The sequence below is a fragment of the Myxococcus hansupus genome, from assembly GCF_000280925.3.
GTDB classification, from domain to species: Bacteria; Myxococcota; Myxococcia; order Myxococcales; family Myxococcaceae; genus Myxococcus; species Myxococcus hansupus.
On sequence record NZ_CP012109.1, the window covers coordinates 4695181 to 4711320 of the forward strand.

Consider the following 16140-nt stretch of genomic DNA (forward strand, 5'->3'; position numbering starts at 1 on the left):
GGCCCATCCCCGCATCCACGATGGCCGGAACGATGCCAAAGCCTCAACCTGACTTCTCCGTCTGCCGTACGCGCAAGGGCTCAACGCGGTGCGAAATGGCCGGGCTGTAATGCCAGATACAGGCCTTCGATGGCCGCCCGAGCGAAGCGCACGAACGCGGCGACCTCCGGGCCTCGGCTCGCCAGGTCATCCTGCCGCACACCCTGATATGAATCCCGCGCGCGGTGCATGAGGCCTTGGTGCACATCCGGCAGGCGCTCGATGAGCCACTGCGCCGCGACGTCCTTGGGAGCGAAACCGCCCGTGGACAGGCTGAACCAGATCCGCGCCAGCGCGAGCACCACGTTCCGCTCGTCCCCCCGCCAATCCGCGGCTTCGTTCCCGGTGACCAGCAGATCGACGTCGCTCCGCGGTTTCAGTCCGCCCTCCACCGCCGAGCCAAACAGGTGGATGGCCTGGAGCGAAGGGGCGAGGTGGCGCCGCAGGACTTCGCTGGCGCTCGAAACTTGCGGGGCGACTTCAACAGGCACGGATGCGCTCATGGGAGACATCGATGCCAAGGCCTGGCGAATACCGCAAGCCGCCGCGGAACGCGTGTCCATGGGCCCTGTCGGGAAAAGCCAAAAGCCCCCTGGGCCACTGCATGTGGCGAGCCCAGGAGGCCTTGAACAGACGGATGCGATGCGGCTTCATCCCCGGCGCATGGGCCGGAGCGCGTCACTAACGATAGGTATCCAGGTACGCGCGATGGCTGTTCGAGAACTCGAAGTTCGTGAACGCATCCCAGTTGATGGACCAGGTCATCAGGCCCTTGAAGGCGGGGTAGCCCGCGGGATTGCGCAGCACATACGTGCCCCCGAAGGACTGGCCCTTGATGAGATAGTCGAGCGCCCTGTGCACGTTGGCGGGCACGGTGTATCCGCCCCCCGCGGCCTGCGGTGACGAAGGCAGTCCGATGAGCACCTGCTCTGGCCGCAGCCCGGGGAACATCGCCTGGGTGTTGCCGCCAACGGGGAACCCCACGAGCATCATCTCCGCCATGGCCACGTGGAAGTCCGGCGTGCTCTGCGCGTACGCCCGGCCGTCGAGCGCCATGACCGTGCCGGTGTTGTAGTGCTGCACGTGCAGGTACGTCAGCCGGTCGCGCAGCGCGTGGATGACGGGCAGGTACGCGCCCCAGGGCCCACCGTACGCGGACATGCCGCCTTGGACGTAGGCCGTCTCGGGCGCCATGGTGAGGATGAAGCCCGAGCCATTCTGGTTGAGGAGCTGGCGCGTGGCCTGGATGACGTTGACGATGCGCGGCGTCGTCGGGTTGCGGAAGTCGGTGTCACCGCCATTGAGCGACAGCGAGCTGCCTTCCAGGTCGAGGTCCAGCCCGTCGAAGCCGTACGTATCGATGAGGGCTTGCATGGTGGTGACGAAGTCCTGCCGCGCGACGGCGTCATCCAGATGAACCGTACCGTTCGCGCCACCAATGGAGATGAGCACCTTCCGGCCCTGACTCTTGAGCAGCGCGATGTCCGCCTTGAAGTCCGCGATGCTCGAATTGTACGGAGCGAAGGCCATGCGGCCCGAGCCCGGCCCTCCCACGGGCTCGGCGAAGGCGACCTGGATGACGTTGAACTTCGACGAGATGTCCCGCAGCCGGATGTTCGTCGAACCGTTGTCGAAGTTGTGCCAGTAGCCCACGATGAGCTTGTTCCCCACAGGCGGCGTTCCCGTCGTCGTCACGGAGACGCCGGCGCTCGACGCCGACCGATTGCCCGCGGCATCCCGCGCCTTCACCGTGAAGCTGTAGGTCGTGTTCGCGTTCAGCCCTGTCACCGTGACGCTGGTGGCCCCCGAGGTGGTCGCGGACGCGCCACTGGCCCCGTTGACGAAGACTTCGTAGCCGGTGACGCCCACATTGTCGGTGGACGCAGTCCAGGAGAGCGACACGCTGCTGTTGCTCACCCCGGTGGAGCGCAGGCCGCCGGGCGTGGAGGGCGGCACGGTGTCCGGCGCCGGGCGCGGTGACGTCGTCACGCTGTGCGCGTTGCTCGCCGCCGAGCGGTTGCCCGCGGCGTCCCGAGCCTTCACGGTGAACGTGTACGTCGTGTTCGCCAGCAGGCCCGTCACCGTGACGGACGTGGCGCCCGACGTCGAAGCGGACGCGGAGGCGCTCCCGTTCGTGAAGACCTCGTAGCCGGTGACTCCCACGTTGTCCGTGGCGGCGCCCCAGGACAGCGACACGCTCTCATGCGTCTTCGCCGTGGACGTGAGCGAAGGCGGAGCGGAGGGAGCCTGGGTGTCCGGAGGAGGATTCCCCGTCCGCTCCAGCCAGAGCGCTGGCGTATTGGGAGGTTCCCAGCCGACGAGGGACCGGTGCGACTGACGGCAGTCGTAGCCCCGGCCTCCATGGGAGACGATGTCGCCCACGGTGTACGACGTATCGGGCGCCCACGCCCCCCGGTCCGCCGCGAGGACATTCGCGGGGAACAGGAAGTTGAGCAAGGTCGTGAGGACCACCAGGGCGGTGAGGCCCGCCCGGTGGCGCTGTCCTGAATGCTGCATGGCGTCTGCCTTTCGTCTGAAGGAATGGCGGGCCCGGAGGCACCACCCCACAGAGAGCCGCTGAACCTGCATTTCGGGTCAAACCCGTCTCCGGATGGATGCTTGATGGCTTTCGACCGGGCCGCCAACGCTTTGGAGAGGCGCCATGAGTTCCTGGCTCCTCCTCTGTGCGCTGCTCGTCGTGGCCCTCGGCGTCCTTCCGCCCTTCTGGTTCGCGCGGCGAAGGCCCGGCTACAGCCATGTCAGGAATACCATCAGCGAGTTAGGCGAGACGGGGGCCCCTGGCGCCGGGCGCGTGGCGTGGCTTGGCTTCGCGCCCGCGGGGCTGGCCGTCCTGGCCTTCTCCGCCCTGCTCCACGCCCAGCTCACCTCGCACGGCGGGGAGGGAACCTCCGCCGTCCTGCTGTCACTCCTGGGCGTGAGCTACGTCGGCGCGGCGCTCTTTCCCTGTGACGCGGGCGCCCCCTTCTGGGGCACCTGGAAGAACCAGATGCACAACCTGGTGGCGGGGCTCGGCTACTTTGGCGCGGGCGCGGGCCTGCTCGAGATGAAGCGCGCCTTCGAGGACCTCCCAGCCCTTTCCGCGCTGGGCCCCGTCAGCGGGTTCCTGGGCCCGGTCATCCTGCTCGGCATGTTCGCCCTGTCCTTCGAGTCCCCCGTGCGAGGGCTGATACAGCGCACCGTGGAGGGCGTCATCTTCGCCTGGATGGTGGTGGTGGGCGCCTGGCTGATGGCAGCGTAATCGCGCTCAATCAGGGCGCTGAATGAAATTCCCGCCCCCTCGTCATGAAGTACACAGGGCGAGTGGGCGGCCTGAGCCGCCCCTCTGCTGGAAACCTCAATCACGGAGAAGTCCCATGCAGGCGGTTCGGAGTGCGTCCGAGGGTGGTCGTGTGCGTGAAAACCGGTCGTCCGTGAAGGGCAAGGGCTGGGCGGCGCTCGCGCTGCTGCTCCTGCCGCTGACGGCTGCCGCGGGGCCAGGACCCAACTACCGCTGGGACGAGTCACGCAACCGCCCCGGGCCCAACCGTTGTCACGACGCCTCGCAGTGCGATGGGGCACGCACCTGCAGCCCCGCCGGCTGGTGCCAGGGAGAAGCCCGCCCCACTCCGCCCCCGCCCCCGCCTCCGGGCCGAGGCCACGGCGGACGGGACCGGGAGCCGGGCCGGGGTGAGCCGCACTCCCAGCGCAGCACCCTCATCCGGAGCAAGCTCGCGGGCCTCGTGATCGACATTCAGGGCGCCAACCGCGCACCCGGCGCGAGGCTCATCGCGCACCGGGCCAAGTCCCACCGCGAAGGCAATGAGAACCAACTGTGGGAGCTGGTGCCCACGCGGGGCGGCTACCTCATCCGCAGCAGGCTCAACGGGCTCGTGCTCGACGTGGAAGGCGCATCCACGAACCCTGGAACCGGCGTCGTTACCTGGGAGGCCCACGGCCAGCCCAATCAGGTGTGGCAGCTCGTGCCCGGCCGTGCCCGCGGCACCTACTACATCCAGAGCCAGTTGAACGGCATGGTGCTCGACATCGAGGGCGCCCAGACGAACGGCTCGGGCCGGCTCATCATCTACCCCATGAAGCGCAACGCGGATGCGGCCAACCAGCTCTGGCAGCTCGACATCTGACCCGGGAAACAAGTGACGCCGAGCATGCCCCCACGGGCGTGCTCGGACGCACTCAGTCGCACTTCCACCACAACGCATGGCATTGGCGATTCCCTACGTGGAAGCAGGGTCGCCCCGACACCCCGCCAGCGCCCAATGACACTGGCGGGGTGCCGAGGCTTCAGCACCTCACGAGCGGCTCACCACCACGGGTACTCGCGAACCCGAACCTTGGCGGCACCTGTGGTGGTGCTTCCCGTCCCATGGTCGAGAACGAAGTAATACGTCTGGCCTTCCGTGGCCTCGAAGATGGGGCTCTCCGAGCAAACGGAGGGAGCGCAAGTCTCGCCCAGGAGCCGCACCCCGCCGCCTTCCACGTGGTACGTCCCGGTGGCAGGCGCCGTGAAGGCATACACGGAGTCCACGGTGGCGCTGCCGGTGTTCGCGCACGTTCCGCCGTAGGGGTTCGCGCTCCCAGGACCATAGTCGTTCGTCATCCCGATGTTGGAAGCAGCCACGCCCGGCATGGCATCGGACGCGAGCTCGACGGGCCGGGCCGTTCCGCACGTGTCATTGGGAGCGCCCATGTGCACGTACAGGTTGAAGGCCCCCTCGTAGCCACGGCTGTCGACATACAGGAAGTAGGTCCCTGGCTCGAGCCGGGCGACCGCCGTCCCGACACTCTGCTGATAGGCAAGGGCCGGAGTCGTGGCGCAGGTGAGTTGATCCGACAGTCGCGTGGTCGAACAGACGCTCCTCAAATAGATGTACGGAATGAGGTAGCTGTCGATGGTCGGCTCGACCACGAACGAGAGCTGCTGCGGCAGGCCGGGCGGCACCGTCACGGTGTAGACGAGGTCGTTGCCGGACAGGCCAAACGTGCCGCACGACGGCTCACCCGCGGTCGGACCGCTGTCGGAGGCATACGTCGTGTCCCCTCGCTCGAACGCGTCTCCCGCGGCATTGAAGACCAGCGCCTTCGCCGTAGCGCACGTGTCGTTGCGCGACGGTGTGTGGGTGGTGACCTTCAGCTCGAAGGAGCCGGCATCGGCGTCCGTCAGCCCATCGACCCAGATGACATAGGTCCCCGCGGCCTGCCTGCGGAAGCGCCTGTAGGCCTGCCGGTTGGCGTCACACGTGACGCCCGTCGGGCTCTGGACGCAGGAGCGGAGCGCCCCCGTGTAGAGCACCGGCGTCCAATCCGGGTACGGCTGGGTGGCCGTCAACTCGATGAAGACGTCCTGCGTCTCGCTCAGTGTGTACACGTAGGCGGCATCCCGCCCCCGCAGCGGACCGCTCGAGCCGCAGGTCGCGTGATGGTCATTGGACGCGTTGCGCGTATCTCCCGTGACGCGGGCGACCCCGTGCTCGAAGACGAGCGGCTGCGCGGTCTCACACGTCTCGTTCGCCGGAGGAAGAACGGGCTCGTGCAGCTCCACCCGCAGTCCGAAGCGTCCGAAGGAGGCGGGCCCGCCTGAACTCCTGTAGGCGCCGCCATCCACCCAGAGGAAGTACTCGCCTGGAGGAAGCTCTGGATAGAAGAGCTCCGCCGGCCCCGAGGTGTCCGCCACGGTGGCACCGCACGCCAGCTCCGTCGCGGTGCTCGGACTCGCGCAGCTCCCGGAGTCGCGCAGGTACACGACCGGCGCCAGTCGCGTGTCCCAGGGGGTGACAGTCACCTGGATGCTCCGAGACTCCGTCAACGTCAGCCGGTAGACGACGTCGTTGCCAGAGGCCCTGGCGGTCGGCGAACAGGACGGAGAGGCGTCCCCGCTCGTGTTGCTGTTCCCAGCCAGCGTCGTGTCTCCCTGAGCGCGGGCGACACCCTCGCCGTCGAAGACGAGCGCCTCCGCCGTGTCGCAGGTGTCGTTGCCGGGAGGTACGGGGTTCGTGTCGGTGTACGAGCCCGTCAACTCCACCCCCGAGAAGGCCGCGGCGCCATACAACCGTGCGTGGTAGGTTCCAGGCAGCGGCAGTTGGATGGTGCAGGTCTCGCTGGTGGTGCTCCCCGCCGACTGACAGTCATACACGGTGGTACTGCTCGGCGTGGCGTCGAACCTCACATACAGGTCGCTGTTGCCCGAGCCGCCGCGCGTGACGAACTTGAGCTGGGTCGCTCCCGCAGGCACCTCCAGGGTGTACACCGACGACCAGCTCCAACCCTCCCCACTGATGTTCTCCTCCGGCGTGCCGTTGGTCAGTGGGATGGCGGGGACGTACGAGCCCTTGAGTCGGGTGCCCGCGAAGTCCCTGTCGCCGTACAGCCGCACGTAATACGTCCCCGCGCGTGCTTGAGGGATGCGGCACGTCTCGCGAGGGGCAAACCCCGTGGACTTGCAGTCATACGTGCTGCTGTCCGGCGCGACGCCGTGCCGCACAAAAATGGCCGCGCCCGCCGCGAGCCCTTCCGTTTCGAACTTGAGGTCGGCCGCCCCCTCCGGCACGTCGAGGGCGTACGTGCAGGACCACGTGCCGGCGCTTCCGTGGAGCCCCTCCAGCGGCACGCCATTCGACAGCCCCCGGCCGCAGTCACTGGCGCTGTACGAGCCCGTCAGGTTGACGCCCGAGAACGCGCTGGCACCGAACAGCCGCACATAGTACGTGCCCGCCCGCGCCCGAGGGATGGTGCAGGTCTCACTGGAAGTCACGCCCGAGGATTTGCAGTCGAAAGTGCTGCCGTCGGGCGCCGAGCCGTGCCGCACGAACAGCGACGCATTCCCGGTGCCCCCGCTCGTGACGAACTTGAGGTTGCTGGCCCCGACTGGGACGTCCAAGGCGTAGAGGCAGGACCACGCGTTGGCGCCCACATGGAGGTCGTTCACCGGCACGCCGTTCGCGAGGTCCGCATGGCAGCCCATGGGGACGTAGGTGGCCGTCAGTCGCGCGCCCGAGAAGGCGCTGGCCCCATGCACGCGCACGTAATACGTGCCCGCCTGGGCCGCCGGGAAGGTGCACGCCTCGGCCGTGGAGCCGCCCGCGGACCTGCAGTCATACGTGCTGCTGTCCGGCGCGGCGCCATATCTCACGTACAAGTCACCATTGCCCGAGCCTCCACTCGTGGCGAAGCGCACGCTGCCCGCGCCCACCGGAACCTCCAGGGCGTAGGTGCAGGACCAGCTACCGGCCGCCGCGCTGAAATGAGCCGAGGTGGTGCCATTGGCGAGGGGAATGATTCCCGTGCAGACAGGCGGCACGGGCGGCGTGTACGAGCCCGTCAAGCTGACTCCCGCGTAGGGCGAGGCTCCGTGAACCCGCACGTAGTAGGTGCCCGCCCGCACCGTGGAGATGGCACACGTCTCGCTCGTGCCACTGCCCATGGAACGGCAGTCGTACGAGGTATCGCTCGGCGGGGCGCCGTGCTTCACGTAGAGGTTGTTGTCTCCCGTCCCGCCGGCCGTGACGAACTGGAGGTTCGTGGCTCCCGCCGGGACTTCCAGGGTGTAGATGGGCGACCAGCTCCCCACCGACCCACTCAACGCCGTCACCGGCACGCCGCTGGCGAGCGCGGTGGAGGTGTAGGAGGCCGTCAGGTTGACGCCGGTGAAGCTGGTGTAGCCATACAACCGCACATGGTAGGTGCCCACCTGCGCCAGCGGAATGGTGCACGTCTCACTGGTGCCCGTCGCCGACCTGCAGTCATGAGCGCTGATTTCCGGAGCGGCGCCGAACCGCACATACAGGTCGCTGTCGCCCGAGCCACCGCTGGTCGTGAACTTGAGGTTGGACGCACCAGCAGGGACGTCCAGGGTGTAGTGGCAGGACCAGGTCCCCGCGGACGCGCCGACGCCGCTCGCAGGCGCGCCGTTGGACAGGGCGACGACGCTGGTGCACCCCGTCGGGTTCAGCGAGGTGTACGAGCCCGTCAGGCTGACGCCGGAGAACGCCGCGGCGCCATGCATCCGCACGTAGTAGGTGCCCGGTTGCGCCGCGGGGATGGAGCACGTCTCGCTGTTGGTGCCTCCGGTCGACTTGCAGTCAAACGACACGTCGCTCGCGGGAGCGCCACGCTTCACGTACAGGTCGCCATTGCCCGTCCCTCCGCTGGTGACGAACCGGACGTTGCTCGCGCCCTGCGGAACCTCCAGGGTGTAGAGACACGACCAGTCATTGCCAGCCGCACCGACGCCGCCTTCCGGCGTGCCGTTGGACAGGGCATTGGTGCCGGTACACCCGACAGGCTTGCCGAGTGTGTAGGAGTTCGTCAGGTTGACGCCGGAGAAGGTCGTGGTGGGGGCATGCATGCGCACGTAATAGGTGCCGGCCTGGGCCACGGGGATGGTGCAGGTCTCACTGGAGGTGGTGCCCGTGGACTTGCAGTCATGCGCGCTGCTGTCTGGCACCGCGCCGAACCTCACGTACAGGTCCCCGTTCCCCGTCCCCCCGCTGGTGACGAACTTCAGGTCCGTCGCCCGCTCTGGCACCTCCAGGGCGTAGATGCAGGACCAGCGCTTCCCCAGCGCGCCGATACCGCCCGTCGGTGTGTTCTGCGCGAGAGGAAAGACACTGGTGCACTCCGGCGTGTACGAGGCCGTCAGGTTGACGCCCGAGAACGCGGAGTGCCCCAGCATTCTCACGTAGTAGGTGCCCGCTCGCGGCTCTGGAATGACGCAACTCTCCTGGGTGCCGGAGCCCGTCGACTCACAGTCACGCGAATAGACGGTCGGCACGGAGCCGTACTTCACATAGAGGTCGCTGTCCCCCGTGCCCCCGCTGGTGACGAACCGGAGGTCAGACGCGCCCGGCGCGACGTCCAGCGTGTAGATGCAGGACCAGTTGTGAATGGCCCCGCTGACGTTGACCGCGGGCGTGCCGTTGGCGAGCGCGACGACGTCGTCGCAACTGTTGGACTGGAAATACGAGCCCACCAGGCGGGCGCCGGAGACCGCGGTATTCCCCTGGACCCGCACGTAATACGTGCCGGCCTGGGGTGTCATGATGCGGCAGCTCTCGGTGTTGGTGCCCGCCGTCACGGACCTGCAGTCGAATGAGCTGCCGTTGGGCACGGAACCGTACTTCATCAGCAGCGAGCCATCCCCCGTGCCCCCGGACAGGTTGAAGCGGAGGTCGGAGGCACCCGCGGGCACCTCCAGCGTGTAGATGCAGGAATAGTTCCCCGAGGGGGCACTGATTCCGTCCACGGGCGTGCCATTGGCGAGCGCGTGGGTGCTATCGCAGCTCGGCGCGCCGACGGGACTGTACGTACCTGTGAGGGTGACACCGGCGACCTCGGTATAGCCGAGCATCCGGACGTAGTAGGTCCCCTCCCGAACGTTGGTGATGACGCAGCGCTCGTTGTTGTCGTAGCCCGTGGACTTACAGGTGAAGGAGCCCGTGGTGGGGGCGGAGCCATGTTTGACGAACAGGTCACCGTCGCCCGTGCCCCCGCTGGTGACGAATTCGAGACGGGTGACTTGCCCTGACACGGTCAGGGTATAGGTGCAGGACCAATCATCGGCTGCCGCGGCGACGTCACCGACGGGTGTGCCATTGCTGAGGGGAATGGGGTTGGTGCAGCTCACCGCGGAGCGCTGGACAAGGGGTTGGGCTGGCTTTTGCTCGGGCCCGGCCAGGGGCCGCGCCTCGGTGTGAGTGGGTGGCTCGCCGTGACATGCGACCACCGCGCATGCGAGCCCAAGGGTGGTGAAGAACGTCCCGACAATGTTTCTCAACGAAATTCTCCAGGGAATGGGAACACTGCTGCGCCCAGCATCGCCGCACGCTCCTCCCCTCATTGCATCAGCCCGCCGAGACCGCCGGCCCGGTCGCGGTGCTGAAGCGCATCTTCCTGGGGGAATCGGGATGGCTGGATTGCAGCAGTGACTGGAGTAACGATGCTGGGTCTGACATGACGTCGAACCACACCGTCCGATTGTGGGACGATGGAGGGAGGGTGTGGCGGACCTCAACCCGCCAGGTCCGCCCACGTCACGACGTACATGAATGACAGACGCGCCCCAGCGGCTTCAGCCGGACCGAGGCACCGATGAACGCGCCACAGACTTCGCCACGGCTGGCCTTTGTCGCGGGAGCGGCGGAAGGGTCCTTGGGCCCATCCCCCGCCCCGCACTGCTCATGGCCCCCGGGTGCCATCTCGCTTCATCTGGAGGGGCACACCGAGGTCACTCTGCCGCGGGTCAGCGTTAGAGAAGCTCGGGAACACACGTCAGAACATCCACCAACGTCACAGCCACGCCACAATCATTTGCAATGCACGTCAACAATTGAGGAACTTGCAGCGCATACGCATTGGCACACAGGGCGACACAGACCGAGTTCTCGATGGCCTGTGGCCCGAGACACGCGACGAATTCAGTGACACCCAAAGCACTGACTTCGCCCGCACCCACGGACTGCTCAGAATCCGGGGCGTCGACAGGCTGCCCTTCTTCCGAACCGGGGGGTGCGCACCCCACCGCCAGCGTCACTACACATGCACAGGCCAGCCACTTCATTTGATTCAACATGGCGATGCCCCTTTGTTCGCACGACATGCTTGAACTGCCCGCGCATCCTCCCAAAACACATCGCACTTGAACACAAACATTTCGCAACAGATCTTCTGCATTTGAGGCAACCCAGTCTTCAGTGTTCACCTCCCAAACCCTGTCCAGCCCGCACATCCCCAGCAAAGACATGTCAATTCAGTATCGCGGCACGCTCACCACAGGGCTGTCGTAGATGCGCCGTTCAGGGGACGGCGGTGGCGAGACATCCTACCGGACCGCCCCCATCCCAGGTCCGACATGAGGGGCGCGGTGCCCGGAGGCGGCGCGGTGAAGTTGCCCCGCACCAACACGTCCCAGCCCGAGCGGTGGCCTGCGTCAGTCGCTCACGCGGCGTGGACGACAGCGGAGATGCCTCGCCTGGGCACAGCGGCTGCATAGGCGTCGCTCCACGCCTGGGAGCCAAGCCGTGTTCCAGGTGCCTGCAGCCCACAAGGTCAGACATCCAGACACGACTCGCACGTACCTGCCGGACACAACGTCACACGAGGTCAAAACCCAAAAATGAAGCCAACCCCGAAGCTGAATTCGCGGCGCCGTCACGTTCGCGGCATGACCCTGATTGAAATCATGGTCGTCATCACCATTCTCGGGCTCATTGCCGCGGCGGTGGGCGTCTCCGTGATGTCGAACCTGGAGGAGGCGAAGCAGAAGACCGCCGCTCTGGACATCAAGACCTTGGAGACGGGCCTCAAGCTCCACTACATGAAGGCAGGCAGCTTCCCTGAGTCCCAGGCCGGCTTGGAGGTACTGCTGCAGGCTCGCTCAGTGGAGCGCTTGCCCAAGGACCCGTGGAACCGCGACTACGTGTACATCAATGAAGGCGGCAGTCCTGTCATCCTGTCGTACGGCGCGGACGGGGTACCAGGTGGCGAAGGCGGCGACGCGGACATCTCTTCCCAGGTGCAGTCGCCCTCGGCGAGCGCGGCCCGGCGTCCCGCGCGACTCCGGTAGCCCCAGCCCCGCCGCATCTCGTCTACGATGCGGCGGTCTGCCTCTCTTGCCGGATGCCGTCACCACCCCTGTCCTCCATGCCAACCCTGCTGGCGCTCTTGCACATCGTGGGCTGCGTGCTGCTCACGGCCGTCTTCTTCGCTCCCGCTGGGGTGCCCACGCTCGTCCACCTGCTCAAGGGCATCCTGCGGGAGTACAGCCTGGTGATGCTGTTGCCCGCACTCCTCACGGCGCTGGTGACGGTCTGGGTGGCGCATGTGGACGGGGCGAGGTGGCTGCGTTCGGGGACGGCGGCATCCGCGCTGCTCGTCGGCGTTCTCGCGGCGTGGCCCGCTGTCTCCGCATGGCGGTTGGCCCGGGCGGCGGACATTCCGCTCGACCTTCGTGCGTACTTCCAGCCCCTCGTTGGCGCCCGTCCCCTTCCAGGCCAGACCGTACGCTTCGCCGCCTTCGAAGGGCTCGAGCTGCACGCCGACGTCTTTCTTCCGGAGACAGCCACCGACAAGGCCCGCCCCGCGGTGCTCTACTTTCACGGGGGTGGTTGGCGTGGCGGGGAGCGCGGTTATGCCCGTGCCTGGGCCGACTTCCTCACCGCGCGGGGCTACGCGCTCATCTCCTTTGACTACCGGCTCTTTCCGCCTGCCACCGGCGTGACGGCCCCGGGAGACGTCAAGTGTGGCATCCGCTGGGCCAAGGACCACGCGGCCACCTACGGTATCGACCCGGACCGGCTCGTCCTGTTCGGAGAGTCCGCGGGTGGGCACCTCGCGACCCTTGCGGGGTACACCGAGGGAGATACACGCCTTCCGCCTTCCTGCGACGCTGGGGACACATCGGTGGCGGCCATCATCAGTTTCTATGCCCCAGCGATCTGGTGACCTACGCCGCGAACGCCCCGGCTTCGCTCGAGGGCTTCACGGGTGTACCTCTGCAAGGCCACCGAGCGCAGTACGAGCTGCTCTCCCCCATCAACCACGTCGGGCCACGTTCCCCGCCGACCCTGCTGTTACATGGAGGAGCCGACAGCGTGGTTCCGCTCCATGCCTCGCGAGCACTGGCCGCGCGACTGGCGCAGGCGGGCGTCTCCCACGCCCTCTTCACGCTTCCCTACGCGGAGCATGGCTTCGACATCTGGGATGGTGGCTTCGGCCGTCAGCTCGCCCGAGCGCTGGTGGGGCGGTTCCTCCAACAGCACGCGCCCGTCAACTGATGTCGGGCCTTGGGTTCAACGGGAGCTCACGACGTCCCGAGCGACTGCGCATGTTGGAAGACGTTGCCCGGATCGTACTTCTGCTTCACCTGCTGGAGCCGTGAGAGATTCTCTCCGTAGTACGCGCGTTGCCAGCCCTCCAGGCGGCGGTCGGCGTAGCCGGAGTACACCCCGCGCGGGACGGGGGACGCACCGTGTCCCACGACGCATCGACCCAGTCTCGCGCGTGCTCACGCAGGGCCTCCGTGGAGCGCGCGCCGACCACGGTCGTGTGACGAATCATCATGCGCGCGCCACGGTGCGGGAAACAGGAGGTGCCATCACCACGAGCGTAGGCACCGCCCCAGGGAATGAACTCCAGCTCCCGGTGCTGCGCGTAACGCCGGTCCACGGCGAGCGCCTCGACGCAGGTCCGAACCGACTCCGTGTCGAGCGGCGCATCGAAGAAGTTGGAGCGGGTGAACTGGTAGGCGACGTCCCGGTACGGGAGGCTCGGCATCCACGCGGGCTCCCCGTCATGATTCAACAAGCCCACGAGATAGTCCGCGGCTTGGGCCGGTGCCAATCGCCGTCCGTGCAGTTCGGACGACAAGGGCCCCAGGTGATTCTTCAAGACGTCGAAGTGCTCGGAGGCCCGAGCCTCGTCTCCCAGGATGACGCCAAAGAGCTCCACGTAGGGAGGGCTCTCGTCATCGTCGAGCAAGGTGAGCCCCAGCTCCAGGTTGATGTCCGGGTCCGCGTCGGGTGCCCACGCTTGCCAGAGTTCCACCAGCGAGGTGGCCTCGGACAGCGCCCAGCGGCCATGACAGAGTGTCAGTGGCTCCAGCGGGAAGGTTCGCAGCGTCAGCCGGGTCACGACGCCGAACCCCGCGCTTCCCGCTCCACGCAGCGCCCAGTACAAGTCCTGTGCTTCATCCCGACTCGCGTGGACGAGGCGCCCGTCCGCGAGCACGACGTCCATCCGCTCAATCTGGTCTGCGGTGAGCCCATGACGCCGTCCCAGGAAACCAAACCCACCGACGAGCCCGAGCCCCCCCAGGGCGACGAGGCCACACCCTCCCGTGGGGAGGACACGCCCATGCGCCGCCAGGGCGCGACTGACCACCGCTGCGTGGGCCCCGGCCCCGCGACGGCGACCTCCCCCTGACACTCGACGTGATTCAGCTCCGACAGGTCGAGCACCACGCCCGCGCTGGAGGACAGGTCCGCGAAGCAGTGGCCACCACTGCGCACCGAGAACGGCAACGCATGCTCGACGAGCAGCGCCAGCGTCCGCTGAACGTCCTCGGTCCTTCGGCAGTGAACCAGCACGTGAGGAAGCTCCAGCGGCTGCCCCGCCGCGAACTGCTTCTTCGCGCGCTCCAGCCGTTCGTCCCCTGAAAGAATCACCGCCCCTTGAAGCCGCTGGCCCAGCCCCGCCCAGTCCACGGCCCGGCAGCGCGCCTCGAGTTCAGTTCGTGTCATCGTCCAGTCCGTGCAGCTTCGTCTGAAGCCGGTAGAGCTCGGCGTAACGGCCATTCTCCCGCATCAAATCCTCGTGACGCCCCTGCTCCACCAGGGCGCCGCGCTCCAGGAAGTAGATGCGGTCGGCGTTGCGGACGCTCGCGAGTCGATGCGTGATGAGCACCACCGTGCGGCCTTTGGCCAGCTTCCGGAGGGACTCGTAGACGGCGTGCTCCGCCTTCGCATCCAGGGGCGCGGTCGGCTCGTCCAGGATGACCAGCGGCGCGTCCCGGTACAGCCCTCGCGCCACGGCGAGGCGCTGCCACTGTCCACCGGAGAGGTCCTGCCCGCCGAGGAACTGCCGAGAGAGCAGCGTCTCCCAGCCCCGAGGCAGCGTGTCGATGACCTCATGCGCTCGGGCCTGCTCGGCGGCTTCGAGCAGCGCTCGCGAGTCGACGTCCTCCCGCAGATGCCGGCCCAGTCGGACGTTGTCGCGCGCGCTGCGAGGCCAGCGGATGGGGTCCTGCAACACCATCACGACACGGTCCGCCACGCTGTCGGGCGTCAACGTGGTCACGTCCACGCCGTCCCAGGCGATGCGGCCCGCGCTCGGGTGGTAGAGCCCGCCCAACAACCGGGCCAGGGTGCTCTTGCCCGAACCATTCTCGCCCACCAGGGCGATGCTCTGCCCCGCCTCCAGGGACAAGGAGATGTCGCGCAACGCGAACCGCCCCTCCTGTCCCGGGTACTGGAAGCTGACGTTTCGAAGCTCGATGCGGCCGGGCCGCGCTGGCGCCTCCACGCTCGTGGGGGGACGGACGCGTGACGTCGACTGCTCGATGAACTCGCGGTAGTCGCTGATGTACAGGCCCTTCTCGAACAGCCCGTGCATCGTCACCATCAACTGGCTCAGCGCCGTGCTGGCGCTCCGAATCGCCATCACCGCCGTGCCCGCGACGGCCAACCCCAGCCACTGCGCGTGGAGCATCATGCCCAGCGCGACGAAGGTCGCCATCAGCCCCAGCCCTGACAGCAGCCGGCCCACCAGCGCCGCCCGCGCGCCAACGAGCCCCAGGCGGACCAGATGGTCCTGCAGCGCCACGGCGCTGTCCCGGTACTCGGCCAGGACGTAGTCCTGCGCTTGATGGGCGCGAATCTCCGGCGCGGACTCTCGCTGGGTGGCGAGCTCCGCCATCATCTGCACCTGACGAGTGAGGGAGATGGTCGTCGCCATGCCCCCGTACTGAAGCCTCGCCGCGTGGAGTGCCGCCCAGCCCTCGGGCAGCAGCGCCACCACGAGCAGTGGCACCAGCAGCGGGTGCAGCCACAGCAGGGCCAGTGCCGCGCCTCCCACTGCGAACAACGCGCTGCCCGCCTCCACCAAGGCCGTGGTCGCGCCTTCCAGGTGCATCAGCCCCCGGTCCTTCGCGCGGTGCAGCCGGTCATAGAAAGCCGGGTCATCAAAGCACGCCAGCTCCACGTCGAGGCTGACCCGGAACAGCGCCTCCTCCGCGACCCGGTGCACCCGGGGCGCCAGGTACGCTCCCGCCATCGTCGTGGCCGAGTCCAGGCCCAGCTTCACGAGCAACATCAAGCCCAGCAACAGCAGGGGCCCGAGCACCTCGCGTGGCTGCGTGAAACCCGGCGCCTGGGCCAGCAGGCGCCCCAGCACCTCCGTTCCCAGAAGCAGGGTCGCCGTCGTCGCCGCGCCCGCGAGCAACTGAAGGACTCCGACGGCCACGGCGACCCGGGGCGAGGCACGGCGCAGCACCGACACCACGGGCCGCACCGCCATGCCCACACGCCGCACGAGCGCCAGCATGCCGGGACCCGATGGCGCGGCCCCACCCAGACGCCAGTAGGGCTGCTC

Annotated in this window: 8 protein-coding genes and 2 pseudogenes; 4 read left to right on the forward strand and 6 right to left on the reverse strand. The window is 67.6% G+C overall.

Going from position 1 to position 16140, the window contains the following annotated elements:
- Positions 1-80: 80 nt before the first annotated feature.
- Positions 81-542 carry an aminoglycoside adenylyltransferase domain-containing protein gene (locus tag A176_RS17970; protein ID WP_049872330.1) on the reverse strand — a complete coding sequence of 154 codons (462 nt, stop codon included), beginning with the start codon at positions 540-542 and terminating at the stop codon, positions 81-83.
- Positions 543-720: 178 nt separating this feature from the next.
- Positions 721-2556, reverse strand: coding sequence for a fibronectin type III domain-containing protein (locus A176_RS17975; protein WP_002637464.1), 1836 nt, complete (start codon positions 2554-2556; stop codon positions 721-723).
- Positions 2557-2701: 145 nt separating this feature from the next.
- Here A176_RS17975 and A176_RS17980 point away from each other — a divergent pair, with 145 nt between their 5' ends.
- Both A176_RS17980 and A176_RS17985 read left to right on the forward strand, forming a co-directional pair.
- Positions 2702-3298, forward strand: a complete 597-nt coding sequence (locus A176_RS17980) for a DUF998 domain-containing protein (protein ID WP_044890793.1) — start codon at positions 2702-2704, stop codon at positions 3296-3298.
- 151 nt (positions 3299-3449) lie between these two features.
- Positions 3450-4181 carry an RICIN domain-containing protein gene (locus A176_RS17985; RefSeq protein ID WP_158513094.1) on the forward strand — a complete coding sequence of 244 codons (732 nt, stop codon included), beginning with the start codon at positions 3450-3452 and terminating at the stop codon, positions 4179-4181.
- Positions 4182-4360: 179 nt separating this feature from the next.
- On the opposite strand, the gene A176_RS17990 is transcribed toward A176_RS17985, so the two are convergent.
- Positions 4361-9829, reverse strand: a complete 5469-nt coding sequence (locus tag A176_RS17990; protein WP_002640317.1) for a PPC domain-containing protein — start codon at positions 9827-9829, stop codon at positions 4361-4363.
- 1338 nt (positions 9830-11167) lie between these two features.
- Here A176_RS17990 and gspG point away from each other — a divergent pair.
- Complete coding sequence (gspG, locus tag A176_RS17995; protein ID WP_002640316.1) at positions 11168-11617, forward strand: type II secretion system major pseudopilin GspG; 450 nt, start codon at positions 11168-11170, stop codon at positions 11615-11617.
- 206 nt (positions 11618-11823) lie between these two features.
- Positions 11824-12827, forward strand: a pseudogene (locus tag A176_RS41045) (alpha/beta hydrolase fold domain-containing protein).
- 26 nt (positions 12828-12853) lie between these two features.
- On the opposite strand, the gene A176_RS40010 reads toward A176_RS41045, so the two are convergent.
- From A176_RS40010 to A176_RS18010, 3 genes and pseudogenes are all read right to left on the reverse strand, one after another.
- Positions 12854-13030 (reverse strand): BBE domain-containing protein, encoded by a 177-nt coding sequence (locus A176_RS40010; RefSeq protein ID WP_338042844.1) that lies wholly within the window; start codon positions 13028-13030, stop codon positions 12854-12856.
- A 779-nt stretch (positions 13031-13809) separates the two neighbouring features.
- Positions 13810-14345 (reverse strand): annotated as a pseudogene (locus A176_RS41225) (FAD-binding oxidoreductase); the annotation flags it as partial.
- Positions 14278-16092, reverse strand: a complete 1815-nt coding sequence (locus tag A176_RS18010; RefSeq protein WP_002640313.1) for an ABC transporter ATP-binding protein — start codon at positions 16090-16092, stop codon at positions 14278-14280. The gene A176_RS18010 and the pseudogene A176_RS41225, both read right to left, overlap by 68 nt.
- Positions 16093-16140: the final 48 nt, after the last annotated feature.